General features: G+C 76.0%; 14 protein-coding genes. 8 read left to right on the forward strand and 6 right to left on the reverse strand.

The genetic code is table 11. The features are described from left to right. Window positions 1-1,734, reverse strand: coding sequence for a BamA/TamA family outer membrane protein (locus rosag_RS06695; RefSeq protein WP_284349284.1), 1,734 nt, complete (start codon window positions 1,732-1,734; stop codon window positions 1-3). A gap of 321 nt (window positions 1,735-2,055) precedes the next feature. On the opposite strand from rosag_RS06695, the gene rosag_RS06700 reads away from it, so the two are divergent. Together rosag_RS06700 and rosag_RS06705 are read left to right on the forward strand one after the other, a co-directional pair. Continuing rightward, a complete protein-coding gene (locus rosag_RS06700; protein WP_284349285.1) occupies window positions 2,056-2,340 on the forward strand; it encodes a hypothetical protein in 285 nt (94 codons plus the stop codon). Window positions 2,341-2,668: 328 nt separating this feature from the next. Next, entirely contained in the window at window positions 2,669-2,848 is a 180-nt protein-coding gene (locus rosag_RS06705) for a hypothetical protein (protein ID WP_284349286.1), read from the forward strand. On the opposite strand, the gene rosag_RS06710 is transcribed toward rosag_RS06705, so the two are convergent. The 5 genes from rosag_RS06710 to rosag_RS06730 all read right to left on the reverse strand — a co-directional run bounded on the left by rosag_RS06710 (window position 2,832) and on the right by rosag_RS06730 (window position 6,673). Next, window positions 2,832-3,299 carry an ester cyclase gene (locus rosag_RS06710; protein ID WP_284349287.1) on the reverse strand — a complete coding sequence of 156 codons (468 nt, stop codon included), beginning with the start codon at window positions 3,297-3,299 and terminating at the stop codon, window positions 2,832-2,834. The genes rosag_RS06705 and rosag_RS06710 overlap by 17 nt on opposite strands. A gap of 27 nt (window positions 3,300-3,326) precedes the next feature. Continuing rightward, window positions 3,327-4,115: a class I SAM-dependent methyltransferase gene (locus rosag_RS06715; protein WP_284349288.1), complete on the reverse strand. Its 789-nt coding sequence runs from the start codon at window positions 4,113-4,115 to the stop codon at window positions 3,327-3,329. Continuing rightward, entirely contained in the window at window positions 4,102-4,302 is a 201-nt protein-coding gene (locus rosag_RS06720) for a hypothetical protein (RefSeq protein WP_284349289.1), read from the reverse strand. Before rosag_RS06720 ends, rosag_RS06715 begins: the two co-directional genes overlap by 14 nt. A gap of 179 nt (window positions 4,303-4,481) precedes the next feature. Then, window positions 4,482-5,180 (reverse strand): response regulator, encoded by a 699-nt coding sequence (locus rosag_RS06725; RefSeq protein WP_284349290.1) that lies wholly within the window; start codon window positions 5,178-5,180, stop codon window positions 4,482-4,484. Beyond that, window positions 5,177-6,673 carry a GAF domain-containing sensor histidine kinase gene (locus tag rosag_RS06730; RefSeq protein WP_284349291.1) on the reverse strand — a complete coding sequence of 499 codons (1,497 nt, stop codon included), beginning with the start codon at window positions 6,671-6,673 and terminating at the stop codon, window positions 5,177-5,179. Before rosag_RS06730 ends, rosag_RS06725 begins: the two co-directional genes overlap by 4 nt. A gap of 192 nt (window positions 6,674-6,865) precedes the next feature. Between rosag_RS06730 and rosag_RS06735 the strand changes: the two genes are divergently transcribed. From rosag_RS06735 to rosag_RS06760, 6 genes are read left to right on the forward strand one after another with little or no spacing between them, the layout of a single operon-like run. Beyond that, the gene (locus rosag_RS06735) at window positions 6,866-7,459 is read left to right on the forward strand and encodes a superoxide dismutase family protein (protein ID WP_284349292.1); all 594 of its coding nucleotides are present in this window, start codon (window positions 6,866-6,868) and stop codon (window positions 7,457-7,459) included. A 32-nt stretch (window positions 7,460-7,491) separates the two neighbouring features. Further along, window positions 7,492-8,220, forward strand: coding sequence for a PEP-CTERM sorting domain-containing protein (locus rosag_RS06740; RefSeq protein ID WP_284349293.1), 729 nt, complete (start codon window positions 7,492-7,494; stop codon window positions 8,218-8,220). Window positions 8,221-8,222: 2 nt separating this feature from the next. Continuing rightward, a complete protein-coding gene (locus rosag_RS06745) occupies window positions 8,223-9,386 on the forward strand; it encodes an OmpA family protein (RefSeq protein ID WP_284349294.1) in 1,164 nt (387 codons plus the stop codon). 26 nt (window positions 9,387-9,412) lie between these two features. Further along, a complete protein-coding gene (locus rosag_RS06750; RefSeq protein WP_284349295.1) occupies window positions 9,413-10,147 on the forward strand; it encodes a hypothetical protein in 735 nt (244 codons plus the stop codon). A 10-nt stretch (window positions 10,148-10,157) separates the two neighbouring features. Continuing rightward, a complete protein-coding gene (locus rosag_RS06755) occupies window positions 10,158-11,108 on the forward strand; it encodes a phosphodiester glycosidase family protein (RefSeq protein WP_284349296.1) in 951 nt (316 codons plus the stop codon). A 48-nt stretch (window positions 11,109-11,156) separates the two neighbouring features. Beyond that, window positions 11,157-16,157: a hybrid sensor histidine kinase/response regulator gene (locus rosag_RS06760; RefSeq protein ID WP_284349297.1), complete on the forward strand. Its 5,001-nt coding sequence runs from the start codon at window positions 11,157-11,159 to the stop codon at window positions 16,155-16,157. Window positions 16,158-16,172: the final 15 nt, after the last annotated feature.

Raw genomic sequence — 16,172 nt, forward strand, 5'->3', positions numbered from 1 at the left:
TCACGGCCACCCAAGAATGGTCGCCGGCAGGTTGATCGCGCGCGCTCTCGTCACATCGTCCGGGTCCCGCCAGAACGCCCGCGCCGCGCTCGTCGTCGTGAACAGCAGGCGGTAGCGGCGCGGCGCATCCGGCGTCACGGGCACCGCGAGGTCCACGCGCAGCAGCCGGCGTGAGCGCGGCGGCACGGCCAGCAGCAGCCCCGCGCCCGCGCTCGCGCGCGCCACGGTGGTGACGCCGTACGGCACGTCGCCCGACCAGGTGCGGCCCGCGTCCGCGAACGTCGCCACGCCCCAGTGCGCGTAGCGTCCGATGCCGCCGACCGCGCGCCGGCTCTCGACGCGCACGACGGCGCGCCGCCCGCCCGCGAGCCATGTCCCGCGATAGCCGCGCACGCCCGCGTTGCGGTCGCCCAGCGCGAGCTGCACGGGCAGCCGCTCGCGCCACGCGCCGGAGAGCTCCGCGCTCGTCACCAGCGTGCGGCTCGCCGACGCCTTCAGGTACCACGCGGCGCGCCCGCTGGCGACGACGTCCTCCCACCGCGCGCGGTCCGACGCGCGCCGCCCCTCGCCGATCAGGCGCAGCCCGACGAACGAGCGCGCGGTGCCGGCGCCCGCGTACACGTCGGTGGAGAGCGCGTGGTCCGCGTCGTCGCCGCCGAACGCGCGCACGCCGCGCGCGGCCACGATCGCCGCCTGCACGCCGCGCGCGACGTCCTGCTCCGCCAGCAGCGCGTCGAAGCCGCGCGCCGTCGTGAAGTTGAGCAGGCGGACGCCGAACGCCGCGCCCACGCGCGCCGCCGTGTACGACGGGTAGCGATCGCGCAGCGCGTCGTCGTCCAGCGGCGCGACGCCGGAGTCGGTGAGCGCGACGCCCTCGGCGGCCGGACGCGAGCGGTCGTACGTCAGCAACGGCCCCGCGAACGCGCCCAGCCCACGCCCGCCGATGCGCGCGACGCCGCCGGCGACGAGGGTGCGGCGATCGAGCGCGAGCGCGGCGGTGGGCGCGTCGCGGCGCGCGAAGCCGCGGTACGCCGTGCCGTCCTCGAGGCCGACGTGCCAGCCGACGCGCTGCAGGTCCGTGAAGAAGGGGCGCGCGAGCGACGTCGCGAAGCGGTCGCCCAGCGGATCGCGCGCCGCCAGCAGGTCCAGGATCAGCGGGCGGCCGAACAGCGCGTGCTTGCGCAGGCGCAGCAGCACGCCGTCGCGGTACTGGTCGCCGTCGCGCCAGCCGCCCACGATCGACAGCCCGTACCCCAGCACGTTCGCGTTGCCGAGGGTGAGCGCGGAGGGGCCGCCGCGCCAGCCGCCGCCGATCACGAGCGGGATCTCGTCCACCGTCTCGACGGCGAGGCGCGCGGTGCTGCCGCTGTCGGGCGTCGCGGTCACGCGCACGTTGGCGAGGAAGCCCTGCGTGCGCAGCACGCGCGCGCTCTCGCGCAGCAGCGCGTCGTCGCACGCGTCGCCGGGGCGGGCGACGAGGAAGGCGCGCACCACGTCCTCGCGCGTCGCGGCCGACTGGAAGAGCGCGTGCAGCACCGCGCGCCCGAGCGGCGACCGCGTGCGCGTGACGAGGGTGGGGGGCTGCGTCGTCACGTCGATGGCGCCGATGCGCCGGCCGTCGCAGGCGGCGTTCACGGCGCCGGCGCTGTCGGGCTGGGCGCCGGCGCCGCGGGCGGCGAACATCAGCAACGCGAGCGATGCGGCGCACACGACCGGCGGATTCCACGCGCTCACCGTCGCACCTCGGACGCAGCGGAGGGACCGCGCGCCGGGTGACCATCGTCATGGCGCGCCCACGGAGGACACCGGGAGTCTACGGGCCGCGGAAGGGGCCGGCGAGCGTGTGTGGGTGGAGGCCCACGTTCTCGCCGCCTGTGTGGCCGCCGCGCCGCAGTTCGTGCGCGACGTGTGCGGGCCCGTGACGACGGTCACCCGGCGCGCGAGGAATCGGGCTGCACGGCCGTGCTCGGCGGGCCGGATCGCGTACTGTGTGATGGGACGTGGCGAGCGCGAGCGTGCGCGGTCGCGGTCCCGACGGCACCAATGGGGGATGACATGGGCACGGACACGATGCGGCGGGGAGGGGAGCGGCGCGGCGCGCGCTTCAGGCTCTGGGTGACGGGCGAGCGCTCCGCGCCGGCGCCGCGCTCAGGCCAGGCCGGCCGCGCCTGGACGTCGCGCCCGCCGTACGCCGTCGCCGCCGACGATCCGCAGCTCGCCGTCCTCCGCCGCGAGGCCGCCGCGCGGCTGCGTCGCGTGTGCGCCGGGATGCCCGACGACGCCTTCGAGGCGCTCGTGCGCGACGTCGCCGCCTTCCGCCTCCGGTGGTCGCCCTGTTGACAAGTCGCGGTCCGGGCGTTCGATAGCCTCGATAGACCCGGGCGATCTCGCGGCGCGTGCGGCGTGGGTCACACGCCGCCGGGCGCCCGATGCCGATCATGCGCCGGCGCCGGCATTCCCGTCGGCGGCCGGCCGCGGCGTCGGACGGCAGGAGGCCCGGGAGGGAGGACACATGGACAGGACTGGAGCGCGAGCGGGGGGCGGCAGGCCCTGCCCCGACTGCGGCGCCAAGCTGCCGCCCGGCGCCTACCTGTGCACGTCGTGCGGCGCGTGGCGTCCCTACCGGACGCGCGTGCGGTCCACCGCTCCGCTCACCGAGCCGACGCGCATGCCGCCGGACCTCCGGCTGATCCTGCGCGTGGCGCTGCTCATCGTCGCGCTCGGCGTCGCGGGCGCGTTCGCGCACACGCGCGGCGTGCTGCGGCTGGCGCGGGCGGTCCCGACGTCGTCGTCGCCGGCCACGCCCGCCACCCTCCCCGCCGACAGCACGCTCACCCGCGCGCGCTAGACCGCAGGCGCATCACGCGGCGATCGCTCCGCCGCATCGGCGGCGGCACCAGCCGCGCGCCCAGCTGCAGCACGCGTCCCAGGTCGTCGGCGTTGCGCCACGTCGTCAGCACGCGCCCGTCCGCGATGCGGAAGACGAACGTCGCGGTGAAGGTCTGCGTCCGCCGGGCGCCGGGGATGCCGAGGAACTCGTCCTGCACGCACCGGTTGGTGGCGCGCACCGCCACGCGGTCGCCCTCGGCGATCACGTCCTCGATCGTCCAGCGCTGCCGCACCGGGCCGATGGCGCGGAAGAGCGCGCGCACCCCATCGGGGCCCGCGGGCAGCGCGGGCGGGCCGCCGTGCATCGTCCATCCGGGCGCCGTCAGCGCGCACAGCGCCTCGACGTCGTGGCGGCTGACCAGGTCGAGCCACATGCAGGCGACCAGCTTGTTGCGCTCGAGATCGGACATCAGAAGGTCCTCCACGGTGTCGGGTGATCAGCGCGCCGTCGCGACGAGCACGGGCTGGAAGAGGATCCCGTCGCGCCGCTCGACCGACGCGAAGCCCGCCTCGCGCAGCAGCGCGCGCAGCCGGCAGACGGACGCCGCGTAGAGACGCGTGCGCAGCACGCGCGCGTCGCAGCCGCCGTCGGGACGCTCGGACGTGAGGTAGAGCCGCAGGTCGTAGTGGTCGGCGTCGGTCCACTCCCACACCTGCACCGCGACCAGCCGCCGGTCGCCGTCGTGGCGCAGGCCGTACGGATGCACCTCGGGCCCGCGGCGCGCGTGCGCGAGGTGCTGCGCCTGATGGTCGCGCATCGAGACGACGGCGACGCCGCCCGGGCGCAGCACGGCGCGCATCGCGCGGAAGGCGCGCAGGATCTCCGCGTCGTCGGGAAGGTGCGGCAGCACCTCGTCGCACGCCAGCACCGCCGACACGGGCGCGGACAGCACGCCATCGAGATCGCGGACGTCGGCGACCCTCGCCGCGACCGACAGGCCGCGACACGCGAGCTCCGCGCGCGCCCGCGCGACGGCCACCGGCGCCAGATCGGACGCGCTCACCGCGAAGCCGTGCTGCGCGAGCCCGATCGCCTGCGTGCCGATGCCGCACGCCGCGTCGTGCACCGCGTCGCCCGGCCGCACGTCGTGCTCGCACAGCAGCCCCGCCAGCGCGGCGCCCTGGCGCGCGACGCTCGCCGCCCAGTCCTGGTAGAGCAGGTGGTACGCCGGCGCCAGCGCGTCGAAGAACGTCCGCGCGTCGCCGATCGCGTCATCGGCGGGCACGGGCCCTCCCGCGCGCGATGGCGATCACCAGAGCGAGGAGTCGCGCGATCGGGGACGGCGTCCCCGCGGCGACGGCAGGGCGCCGGATCGAGCGGATGTCGTACGCCGCGGTCCGCGTCGCGAGGAGCGCGAGCTCCTCGGCGCCCAGCAGGACGGTCGGCTTGAGGGCGTGTTCGGCGGTGTGCATGGTGTCCTCCCCCTCCACGGATGCGCGCGGCGCGCGGAGCCTCCGACGCGTCGCGGCCCCAATTCCGTGCAGGAGGGCCTCGCGCGCACTCCCACGCAGGGGTGGACCGCGGCCCGACGATGGCTGGTCGCGTCCCCGACTTCCGACAGGGACGGGCGCGACCGTGGGCCGCGCGACGCCTACTCGAGCCCGTGCCGCGTCGCGAACAGCGCGGCCTGCGTGCGGTCGCCGACGCCGAGCTTGGGCAGCATCGCGCTCACGTAGCCCTTCACCGTGCCGAGGCTGAGCGAGAGCGCGGCGGCGATCTCCTTGTTGCTGCGGCCGCGCGCGATCAGCCGCAGCACGTCGCGCTCGCGGCCCGTGAGCGCGTCGAACGGCGAGGCGGGCGCGGGCGCGTGCAGCTGCCGCATGAGGAGCTGCTGCGCGCGCGGGTCGAGCGTCGGCACGCCGCGCGCGGCCCCGTACACCGCGCGCACCAGGTCGTCGCGCAGCAGGTCCTTCAGCAGGTAGCCGAGCGCGCCGGCCTGGATCGCCTCGCGCACGCGCGCATCGTCGCCATAGGTCGTGAGGATCAGCACCGCGGGCCGCTCGCCCGCGGGCTGTCCGCCCGCGGCGCGCAGCCGCCGCGTCGCCTCGATGCCGTCGATGCCGGGCATCGCGACGTCCATCAGCACGACGTCGGGATGCAGCGCCGCGGCCAGCCGCACCGCCTCCTCGCCGGTGGACGCCTCACCGACCACCTCGATCGTCTCGTCGTCGGGCGAGGGCGGCGCGTCGGCGAGGATCATGCGCAGCCCCGCGCGCAGGATCTGGTGGTCGTCGGCCAGCAGCACGCGCACGACGCGCGCGGAACGCGCATTCGCATGATGCGCGCTCACGGCGTCCCCTCGGCGTCCAGCGGCAGCTCGACCTCGACGACGGTGCCGCGCCCCGGCGCGCTGTCCACGCGCAGCGCGCCGCCCTGCTCGGCCGCGCGCTCGCGCATCGAGCGCAGGCCCAGCCCGTAGCCCGCCGGCCGGCGCGCGCCGCGGGCCTCGTGCGCCGCGAAGCCGATGCCGTCGTCGCGCACCACCAGGCGGCCCACGCCCGCGCGCACCTCCAGCCGCACGTCGGCGTGCCCCGCGTGCGCGTGCTTGACGACGTTGTGCAGCGCCTCGCGCGCGATGCGGTAGAGCGCCTCCTCGCGCGGCGCGTCCTGCGGCGCGTAGCCGTCGGCGTCGATCTGCACCGGGAGCCCGCCGAGCGCGCCCGATTCGGCGTGCGCGTGCAGCGCCGCCACCAGCCCGTCGTGGCGCAGGCGCGCGAGCCCCGCGTCGGCGGGCGGCGGCGCGGAGGTCTCGCCCGACGCGGCCGGGCGCAGCTCCGCCAGCAGCGCGCGCATCTCGGCCAGCGCGCCGCGCGTCAGCTCCAGCACCATGCTCGCGCGCCGCTCGCCCTCGTCCGGATCGCGCGCGTACGCGGTGCCGAGCGCCTGCGCCACCAGCGTCGCGGTGAAGAGCTGCTGCGTGACCGAGTCGTGCAGCTCGCGCGCGAGGCGGTGGCGCTCCTCCAGCACCGCGGCGCGCTGCGCGGCGTCGTGCAGGCGCGCGTTGTCGATCGCGACCGCGAGCTGGTCGCCGACGATCGTCAGCGCCTCGACGTCGTCGGCGCCGAAGGGCGCGGGCCGCTCGACGTTCAGCACGCCCAGCACGCGACCGCCCAGCAGCAGTGGCACCGCCAGCTCGGCGTGCGCGCCCGCGGTGCCGGGCGTCGCCACGTAGCGCGGGTCGGCGGTGGCGTCGTCCACGCACACCACCGTGCGCGAGCGCGCCGCGGCGCCCATCAGCCCCGCGCTCAGCGGCAGGCGGTGCTCGCCGAGGATGAGCTGCTTGTACGCGCCCCCGAAGCTGCGCAGCCGCAGCGCGTCGGGATCGTCGGGCCGGATGACGGCGATGGCGACGTTCTCGTAGCCGAGCAGCTCGTGCGTGGCGTCGGCGGCACGCTGCAGCAGGTCGTCGAGCTGCAGGTCGGTCGTCACGAGCCGCGCGACGTGCGCGATGAGCGCCAGCCGCTCCGCGCGCCCGCGCTCGCGCGCGACCTGCTCGGCCCCGCGCACGACGATCGCGGCCACCTCGGCCAGCGCGGCGAGGCAGGTCGCGTCGCCCGCGGTGAACGGCGGGCCGTCGGCGCGCGCGACCTCCAGCACGCCGATGGAGGCGCCCTCGCCGTGGACGCGCGTGGCGAGGGCGTACGCGCCGGCCTCGCGCCCGCAGGCGCAGCGCGCGCCGTCCGCCAGCGCGACGGCGCCGCCGTCGGCCGCGAGGACCGCACACACCTGCGCCAGGACGCGCGCCAGCTGGGGCGCGGCGTCGGCGGACGCGGAGGGCGACATGCCGCCAGTGTGCCACCGCCGGAGCGCACTGTCAAAGCGCGCCGGACGGTCGGCCACCGCTGGCACGCCCGAAATGAGCAGTTCCGATCATGCGGCGCGCGGACGGCCGGTCGTACCATGCCTGCGCCGGCTGCTCCGTCGGGTCGCGACGACGCGCGGACGGGAGCCGGCCTCCCATCACCGACCCATTCCATGTCCCGTCTCGCCACCACGCTCGCCACCACGCTCGTCCGCGCCGGCACGGCGGCGGCGCTCCTCGCCGGCTGCCGCGCCGACGAGTCCACCCTCGCGCCGCGCCCGCTGGCGACGGCGGCGCGCGCGGCGCAGGCCGCGACGCAGCTGACGGCGCAGCTGCAGGACGCCAGCGGCGCCGCGATCGGCACCGCGCGCCTCACCGAGGACGCCACCGGCGCGGTGCACCTCACCGTGCACGTGAAGGGCGTCACGCCCGGGCTGCACGGGCTGCACCTGCACGCGGTCGGCAGCTGCGTCGGGCCGGCGTTCACGTCGGCGGGCGGGCACTACAACCCCACCGCGCGCGAGCACGGCCACCTCAACCCGGCCGGCTTCCACGCGGGCGACCTGCCCAACCTGACCGTCAACGCGGCGGGCGTGGGACAGCTCAGCACCACCGTCGCGCAGTTCGCGCTCGCGCAGCTGCAGGACGCCGACGGCAGCGCGCTCGTGCTGCACGCGAACGAGGACGACCGCCGCACGAACGCGGGCCCGCAGGGTCCCGGCAACAGCGGCGCGCGCATCGCCTGCGGCGTCATCGGCGCCGAGTGATCGGCCGCACCTTCCTTCACGAGATCCGATCCATGCGACCGACCGTCTACCTCTCCAGCGCCGCCGCGGCGCTCCTCACGCTCGCCGGTGCGCCCGCCGCGCACGCGCAGCAGATCGCCACGCGCACCGACCTCGCCGCCATCCTCGGCGCCAGCATGCGCGTCGAGACCTTCGACGACGTGACCGATCCGGCGCGCGGCGTCTACGCGACGACCACGCACGGCTCGCAGCCGGGCCAGGGGCTGGCGCTGACGAGCGAGACCAACATGCGGGACCGCGGCCCGGGCCTCATCGAGCCCGGGATCGCGTTCACGAACCCGAACAACGGCCACTGGTTCTGGCCCACGGGCTGGGGCTCCTACGGCAACACGAGCACGGTGTACGCCGCGGGCCACCACGAGAACGACATCACGTTCACGTCGCCCACGCGCGCCTTCGGCGTCGACCTGTTCGTGTTCGCGGGCCAGCCGATCGCGACGACGCTGACGTTCTTCGACGTCGGCGGGCAGCTCATCGGCTCGACGACGCTGAGGCCGACGCCCGGGCAGTTCGTCGGCTGGCAGCACGAGGCGGGCATCGGGCGCGTGCACTTCTCGGGCGGCAGCAACGACGCCGTCAGCGTGCGCATGGACAACGTGACGTTCGGCGCGGGGGCCGCGGCGCCCGTGACGACGACGCCGGAGCCGGCGACGTTCGCGCTGCTGGGCGGCGGGCTGGCGGCGGTGGGCGTGGTCGCGCGCCGTCGCCGCCGCGAGGCCTGACCGTGCGCCGCCACACGACGCTCGTCGCGGCGCTGCTCGTCGTCGCCGCGTCCGCCCCGCGCGCCGCGCACGCGCAGCTGGGCGACCGGCTGCGCCGCGCCGCGGAGGCGGCGAAGCGCCGCGCCGGCGAGCAGGCCGAGGAGCGCGCCGAGCGTCCGAAGGTGTCGAAGGACGCGGCCGCGGAGGCCCCGGCCGAGGCGTCCGAGGCGAAGGCCGACACCGCGGCCGCGCCGACGGTGAACAGCGGCCGCGACTTCACGCCCGGCACGCGCGTGCTCTACGCGACCGACTTCACGCGCGACGAGCTCGGGGACTTCCCGCGGGCCTTCCGGCTGCGCGGCGGCAACACCGAGGTCGCCGAGATCGGACGTGCCCGATGGCTGCGCGCGACGAGCTTCGGCGAGTTCGAGATCCCGCTGTCCGAGAAGCTGCCCGAGCGCTTCACGATGGAGTTCGACTTCATCGGGCCGAGCGGGTGGAGCCAGTACCTGTACTTCACGCCGCACGACCCGAACGGCGACGAGCCGTACCACCTGCACCTGAGCGCCGAGGAGGGCGGCGTCGGTGGCCCGAACGGCTACGACGTCGCATCCGCGCCGCCCAGGGGGCGTGAGGGCGCGCCGCTGCGGGTGCAGGTGATGGCCGACGGCGACTACGTGAAGGTCTACCTGAACGGCGTGCGCGTGGCCAACGCGCCCAACGCCGCCCTCGGCCGCTCGCGCGTGATCCGCGTGCGGGTCAGCGCCAGCGACGAGGCACCGGTGATGATCGCGAACCTGCGCATCGCCGCCGGCGGCAAGGACCTGTACGCGGCGCTGGAATCCAGCGGGCGCGTCACGGCCGACGGCATCCTGTTCGACACCAACTCCGACCGCCTGCGCGCCGAGAGCACGCCCGTGCTGCAGGAGATCGCGGCGATGCTGGCCGCGCATCCCGAGCTGCGCGTGGCGATCGAGGGGCACACCGACGACGCGGGCGCGGCGGCCGCGAACCAGTCGCTCTCCGAGCGGCGCGCCGCCGCCGTCCGCCGCCACCTCGTGACCACGCTCGGCGTCGACGCGGCGCGGCTGACGTCCGCCGGCTTCGGCGCGACGCGCCCCGTCGCCCCGAACGACTCCGAGGCCAATCGCCAGCGCAACCGCCGCGTCGAGCTCGTGAAGCGCTGACGCGCCCGCATCCCATAGAGCATCCGATGATGATCCGCATCCTCTACCGCGCCGCGCTGCTCGCCGGCGCCGTGCTGACCCTCACGCCGGGCGCCGCGCACGCGCAGCTCGGCGGCCTCCGCAAGCGCCTCGAGGACCGCATGCTCGGTCAGGGCGCGACGGCGCAGCGCGCGCCGACGTTCGACGACCGCGTCCTCGAGATCACGGACGCGCGCCTGGAGCAGCTGCTGCGCGGCCTGAAGGCCGAGCAGGCGGCCGTGGCGAAGCAGGAGCAGGCCAACGCCGCGGAGAACGCGCGCATGGCCGAGGCCGAGAAGCGGAACGAGGCGTACGGGAAGTGCGCCGAGCCGTACACGAAGGAGCTGCTGCGCTACACCGGCATGACGATGGGCCTCGCGTTCGCCGCCAAGCGCGAGCAGGACAAGACCGGCAAGATGACCGGCCCGATGCAGGACTCGGTGAAGGCCGTCACCACGCGCATGCAGCAGGTCGCGCGCGACCTCGAGGCGAAGTGCGGCAAGAGCCCCGAGCAGCCGGAGTTCGACGCGATGGGCAGCGAGGGGAGCGATCCCGAGGCGCTGGGCGCGAAGGCGGCGGGGCTGAAGGACGAGCAGTACGCGGTGCTCCGCGAGCGCGCGGCGGCGTTCCTGCTCGCGCGCGGTGGGCGCACGGGCAGCTACGTCTACGTGGCGGGCGAGCGCGCCGCGCTGGAGCGGCGTGCGGGCGACCTCGCGGCCTTCCGGAAGCTGCTCGGCGAGTGACGTGAGCAGGATGAGTCGCGCGCTCGCGCGCGTGGCGGTGCTGCTGGCGGCGAGCGTGCTCTGTGGGGGGCTGCTGTGGGCCGCCACGCCGGGCGCGCTGCCGTCGTCGGCGCTCGCCGTGTGGCGCGACGGCCGCTGGGCGACGTGGTGGCGCAGCGACCGCGCGCCCGCGACGTGGGCGCCGCCGCACGCGCTGGGCGACGCGGTGCGGTGGCGCGCCGGCGCGCCCGGCGTCGAGTGGGGCGAGCTGCGGATGGCGGGCGACGGCGAGGCGTGGCGGCTGCGCGTGATCGTCGCGCGCGTGGACCCACGGCGCGTGCGGCTGTCGCTGGCCGCGTCGCGCACCGCCACGCGCGGCAGGTGGACGGTGGACAGCGCGGGTCCGCGCGCGGTGCTCGCGCTCAACGCCGGCCAGTTCGGCGGCGCGACGCCGTGGGGCTGGCTGGTGCACGCGGGGCGCGAGTACCGGCCGCCGGGCCGCGGCCCGCTCGCGCCCGCGGTGGTGATCGACACGGCGGGGCGCGTGCGGCTCGTGCCGCCCGACTCGCTGGATGCGCTGCGCGCCGCGCTGCAGACGGCGCCGGGCGCCGTCCGTGAGGCATTCCAGAGCTATCCCGCGCTGCTGGCCGGCGGCGCGGTGCCGGCCGCGCTGCGGGCACCCGGCCGCGGCGTGGACGTCGCGCACCGCGACGCGCGGCTCGCCCTCGGCACGCTCGCCGACGGGCGCGTGCTGATCGCGCTCACGCGCTTCGACGGATTGGACGGCGCGCTGGACGTGGTGCCGTTCGGGCCGACGGTGCCCGAGATGGCGGCGGTCATGGGCGCCCTGGGCGCGCGCGACGCGGTGCTGCTGGACGGCGGGATCTCGGCGCAGCTGCTGGTGCGCGACGCGCGCGACGGGCCGCGCCGGTGGCCCGGGCTGCGCCGCGTGCCGCTCGGCCTCGTGGGGACCGGCGGATAGATTGCGGCTCCCCCGCGTCTCCCGCCGCAGTCCCCGCGCAGTCCCGCCGTGTCTCCCGCCGCTCCCGCCCCAGCGCCCGCCGCGCTCCATGTCCTCTGCGCGACGGCCGCGCGCGCGCTCGCGCGCCCCGTGCGCATCACGCTGCACGACGTCCGCGGCCGCAGCACCTGGACCGCGGACGCCGGCCCGGATGGCGGCGCGACGCCGACGCTCGACGAGACGGCCGCGCACTGCGTGCCGTTCGGCGGCGCGCTGGCGAAGGGGACGCTGCACGTGGGCGGCGCGCCGTGCGACCACGCGGCGCGCGCGCTGGCCGAGTCGTTCGCGGCGCTGGCCGGCGCGACGCTGGCCGACGACGAGGCGGCGCGCCTGCGCGCGCGGCTCGCCGAGCAGGCGCGGCACGCCGACGAGATGCAGGCGCTCGCGGCGCTCGGCAGCTACGAGTGGCACGTGGCCGAGGATCGCCTGGAGTGGTCGGCGGAGCAGCTGCGCATCCACGGGCTCGACGCACGCACGCACCCGCGCACCTTCGACGACTTCCTCGCCTGCGTGCACCCGGACGACCGGGACGTCATCGCCGCGCAGACCCAGCAGATGCTGCGCGACGGCCGCGCCGAGGCGACGTACCGCGTGGTGCGCCCCGACGGCGAGACGCGCACGCTGTACGCGCGGAGCGAGGTGGTGCGCGGCGAGGACGGGCGGCCGGCGCGCGTGGTGGGCACGTCGCTGGACGTGACGCCGCTCCACGAGGTGGAGCGCGAGCTGCGCGCGGCCAACGAGCGGCTGGAGCAGCGCGTCGCCGAGCGGACGATCGCGCTGCAGCGCAGCGAGGAGCACTTCCGGCGCATGATCGAGCACGCGCACGACCTGATCGTGATCATGGACGAGACGGGCGTGACGCGCTACGGCAGCCCGTCGGTGCGCCACATCCTCGGCTACGCGCCGGAGGAGTACCAGGACACGTCGCTGGTCTCGTTCTTCCATCCCGACGACGCGCCGCGCGTGGTCGCGTGGCTCGGCGCGCTCGCGGCGCGCCCGGGCGAGACGCACCGCATCGAGTTCCGCTTCCGGCACGCCGCCGGGCACTGGGTGGACCTGGAGGCGGTGTGCGCCACGAGCGCCGGCTACCGGCCGGGCACGGGGCACGTCATCAACGTCCGCGACGTGACCGAGCGGCGGCGCGCGGAGGAGGAGCTGCGGCGCAGCGAGGAGTACTTCCGCACGCTGACCGAGAACTCGCACGACATCATCGTCGTCATCGACGGCGACACGGGGCAGCTCACCTACCAGACGCCGTCGATGCAGCGCATCCTCGGCTACGCGCCGGAGGACCTCGAGGGCCGCAACGCGTTCTCGCTCGTGCATCCGGACGACCTGGGACGCGTCATCCCCGAGATCGCGGCCGCGGTCGCGCAGCCGGGCGTCACGCGCCACGCCGAATACCGCTACCGGCACAAGGACGGCAGCTGGCGGCACCTGGAGACGTACGGGCGCACGCTGTCGCCCACATCGGCCGCGCAGGGGCTGGTGTTCAACACGCGCGACGTCACCGAGCGCACGCGCGCGGACGAGGCGCTGCGCGAGAGCGAGGCGCGCTACCGGTCGCTGATCGAGCAGCTGCCGGCGATCATCTATACCGCGTCGGTGGAGGCCGGGAACCCGACGCTGTTCACCAGCCCGCAGAGCGAGCGGCTGCTCGGCTTCTCCGAGGCGGAGTGGCTGGAGAATCCGCGCCTCTGGCTGGAGCGCATCCACGAGGAGGACCGCGCCCGCGTGGAGGCGGACTGGGACGCCGCGCACGCCGCCGGGCGCCGCTTCGCCGCCGAGTACCGCATGGTGACGCGCGACGGGCGCGTGCTCTGGTTCCGCGACGAGGCGGTGCTGCAGTGCGACGCGCAGGGACGCCCGCTCTACATCCAGGGCGTGATGCTCGACGTCACCGAGCGCCGCGAGGCCGAGCGCGCGCTGCAGGCGAGCGAGGAGCACTTCCGCCGCCTGATCGAGAACGGGAGCGACCTGCTCATCATCTCCGACGTCGCCGGGCCGCTGACCTACGTCAGCCCGTCGGCGGAGCGGCTGCTCGGCTACTCGCCGGCGGAGATGCTGGGCGCGGTCCCGCTGGACTTCGTGCACCCCGACGACGTGCCGCGGATCCACGCCGTGCTGCAGGCGGCGGGCGCGGAGCCGGGGAGCATCCGGCCGGTGGACTTCCGCATGCGGCACCGCGACGGGAGCTGGCGCCGCTTCCAGTCGCTGGCGCGCACGCTGCTGCCCGACGCCGCGGGGGCGGGGATCGTCTGCAACGCGCGCGACGTGACCGAGCAGCGCGCGGCGGAGGAGGCGCTGGCGCGCAGCGAGGAGCACTTCCGGCGGCTGATCGAGAACGGCAGCGACCTGCTGATGATCTCCAGCCCCGAGTTCGCGCTCACCTACGTGAGCCCGTCGGTGGAGCGGCTGCTGGGCTACACGCCGGAGGAGATGCTCCTCAAGACGCCGCACGACCTGGTGCACCCGGACGACGCGGACGCGGTGGTGGCGGTCACCAGCGCGATCCTCGCCGAGCCGGGCACCGTGCGCCGCATGGCGTGGCGCATCCGGCACAAGAACGGGAGCTGGCGGCTCATCGACGCGATCGGGCGCACGCTCGACCCGCACTCCGCGGCGGCCGGCGTCGTCTGCAATGGCCGCGACGTCACGGAGCAGCGCGCCGCGGAGGAGGCGCTCCAGCGGAGCGAGGAGCACTTCCGCGCCCTGATCGAGCACTCGTACGACCTCGTGCAGGTGATCGACGCGCAGGGGCACATCGCGTACACCGGCCCGTCGGTGCAGCGGCTCCTCGGCTACACGCCGGAGGAGATCGCGGGGATGACGATCCCCGACTTCATGCACCCCGACGACCTGCCGGCCGCGGGCGAGCTGGTGGCGCGCATCCTCTCGAACCCCGGCACCTCGGGCTCGCTCGAGTACCGCGTGCGCCACAAGGACGGCTCGTGGCGCTGGCTGGAGGCGTGGGCGCGCACGCTCTCGCCGACGTCCGCCGAGCAGGGGCTGGTCGCGAACGCGCGCGACGTCACCGACCGCAAGGCGAGCGAGCGCGCGCTGCAGGAGAGCGAGGAGCACTTCCGGCGCATGATCGAGCACGGCAGCGACCTGCTGCTGATCTCGCGCCGCGACGGCCGGCTCACGTACGCCAGCCCGTCGGTCGAGCGGGTGCTCGGCTGGACGCCGGAGGAGATGATCGCCGCATCTCCCGAGGAGCTGCTGCATCCGGACGACCTCGCGCACGTGATGGCGTCGATGCGGCGCGCGGCGGAGGCGCCGGGCGAGATCCACCACGTGGACTTCCGCGTGCGGCACCGCGCCGGCGGCTGGCGCCGCTTCGAGGCGCTCGCGCGCGCACTCGCGGCCGACCGGCCGGAGGCGGGCGTCGTCTGCAACGCGCGCGACGTCACGGAGCAGCGGGCCGCGGAGGAGGCGCTGCAGCGCAGCGAGGAGCACTTCCGACGGCTGATCGAGAACGGGAGCGACCTGCTGATGATCGCCGCGTCGGACCTCGCGCTGACCTACGTGAGCCCGTCGGCGCAGCGGCTGCTCGGCTACTCGCCGGCGGAGATGATCGGCTGCCGGCCGGACGACCTGCTGCATCCCGACGACACGTGCGCGCTTGAGGAGAACATGCGCCGCGTGGCCCTCGACCCGACGTACGTCACGCGCGCCACCTGGCGCATCCGCCACCGCGACGGCACGTGGCGGCTGTTCGAGGCGCTGGGGCGCTCGCTGCCGCTCGCCGACGGCTCGGTGGGCTTCCTCGTCAACGGCCGCGACATCACCGACCGGGTGGCGGCGGAGGAAGCGCTGCGCCGCGCGAGCGCGGAGGCGGAGCAGGCGCGCGAGGAGGCGGAGCGCGCGAACCGCGCGAAGAGCGAGTTCCTCAGCCGCATGAGCCACGAGCTGCGCACGCCGCTCAACAGCATCCTCGGCTTCGCGCAGGTGCTGGAGGACCTGGAGCTGCCGGCGGAGTACCGCGGCGGCGTGCGCCACATCCTGAACGGCGGGCGCCACCTGCTGAACCTGATCAACGAGGTGCTCGACATCGCGCGCATCGAGGCGGCCGAGCAGCCGATGTCGATCGAGCCGGTGCGCGCGGAGGGCGTGATCCGCGAGGCGATCGACATCGTGCGCCCGCTGGCGGAGCAGCGCGGCGTGTGGGTGGCGGAGCTGCCGCACCCGTCGGCCCAGCGGTTCGTGCGCGCGGACCGGCAGCGGCTGACGCAGGTGCTGCTCAACCTCCTGAGCAACGCGGTGAAGTACAACCGGCCCGAGGGCGCGGTGCGCATCGGGTGCGAGCCGGTGCGCGGCGCGGACGGCCGCGAGTCGCTGCGCATCCGCGTGCACGACCAGGGCGCGGGGATCGACGCCGCGCTGCGCGACCAGCTGTTCGTGCCGTTCGCGCGGCTGGGCGCGGAGCACACGGGCGTGGAGGGCACGGGGTTGGGGCTGGCGCTGTCGCAGCGGCTCGCGCAGGCCATGGGCGGCACGCTGTTCCTGGAGCGCAGCGACGCGGAGGGGAGCGTGTTCGCGGTGGACCTGCCGACGACGGACGGCCCGCTGGCGGCGCTGCCGATCGTCGCCACGCGCGCGGACGCGGCGGCCGGCACGCACTCGGCCGCGACGCTCCTCTACGTCGAGGACAACCTCGCGAACCTGTCGCTGGTCGAGACGATCCTGCTGCCGCGTCCGCAGTGGCGCGTCCTCCCGGCGCTGCAGGGGCGGCTGGGGCTCGAGCTGGCGGCGCAGCACCGGCCGGACGTGATCCTGCTCGACCTGCACCTCCCCGACCTGTCGGGGCGCGAGGTGCTGCGCGCGCTGCGCGCCGACGCGCGCACGGCGGAGATCCCGGTCGTCGTCATCAGCGCCGACGCGACGCCGCGCACGCGCGCGGCGCTGGAGGAGGACGGCGTGGCGGCGTTCCTCACCAAGCCGCTGGACGTGCGCGCGTTCCTGGCGACGGTGGAGCGCGTGCTGGCGGGCCGGCCGCGCCGGCCGTGAGCGTCGTGGAGACGG

The sequence above is a fragment of the Roseisolibacter agri genome (assembly GCF_030159095.1).
GTDB classification, from domain to species: domain Bacteria; phylum Gemmatimonadota; class Gemmatimonadetes; order Gemmatimonadales; family Gemmatimonadaceae; genus Roseisolibacter; species Roseisolibacter agri.

What these genes read in the sequence shown, in the direction of transcription:
- rosag_RS06700 (WP_284349285.1), top strand. Translation starts at nt 2,056, where the DNA reads ATGGGCACGGACACGATGCGGCGGGGAGGGGAGCGGCGCGGCGCGCGC.
- rosag_RS06705 (WP_284349286.1), top strand. Translation starts at nt 2,669, where the DNA reads ATGCCGCCGGACCTCCGGCTGATCCTGCGCGTGGCGCTGCTCATCGTC.
- rosag_RS06710 (WP_284349287.1), bottom strand. Translation starts at nt 3,299, where the DNA reads ATGTCCGATCTCGAGCGCAACAAGCTGGTCGCCTGCATGTGGCTCGAC.
- rosag_RS06720 (WP_284349289.1), bottom strand. Translation starts at nt 4,302, where the DNA reads ATGCACACCGCCGAACACGCCCTCAAGCCGACCGTCCTGCTGGGCGCC.
- rosag_RS06730 (WP_284349291.1), bottom strand. Translation starts at nt 6,673, where the DNA reads ATGTCGCCCTCCGCGTCCGCCGACGCCGCGCCCCAGCTGGCGCGCGTC.
- rosag_RS06735 (WP_284349292.1), top strand. Translation starts at nt 6,866, where the DNA reads ATGTCCCGTCTCGCCACCACGCTCGCCACCACGCTCGTCCGCGCCGGC.
- rosag_RS06740 (WP_284349293.1), top strand. Translation starts at nt 7,492, where the DNA reads ATGCGACCGACCGTCTACCTCTCCAGCGCCGCCGCGGCGCTCCTCACG.
- rosag_RS06750 (WP_284349295.1), top strand. Translation starts at nt 9,413, where the DNA reads ATGATGATCCGCATCCTCTACCGCGCCGCGCTGCTCGCCGGCGCCGTG.
- rosag_RS06755 (WP_284349296.1), top strand. Translation starts at nt 10,158, where the DNA reads ATGAGTCGCGCGCTCGCGCGCGTGGCGGTGCTGCTGGCGGCGAGCGTG.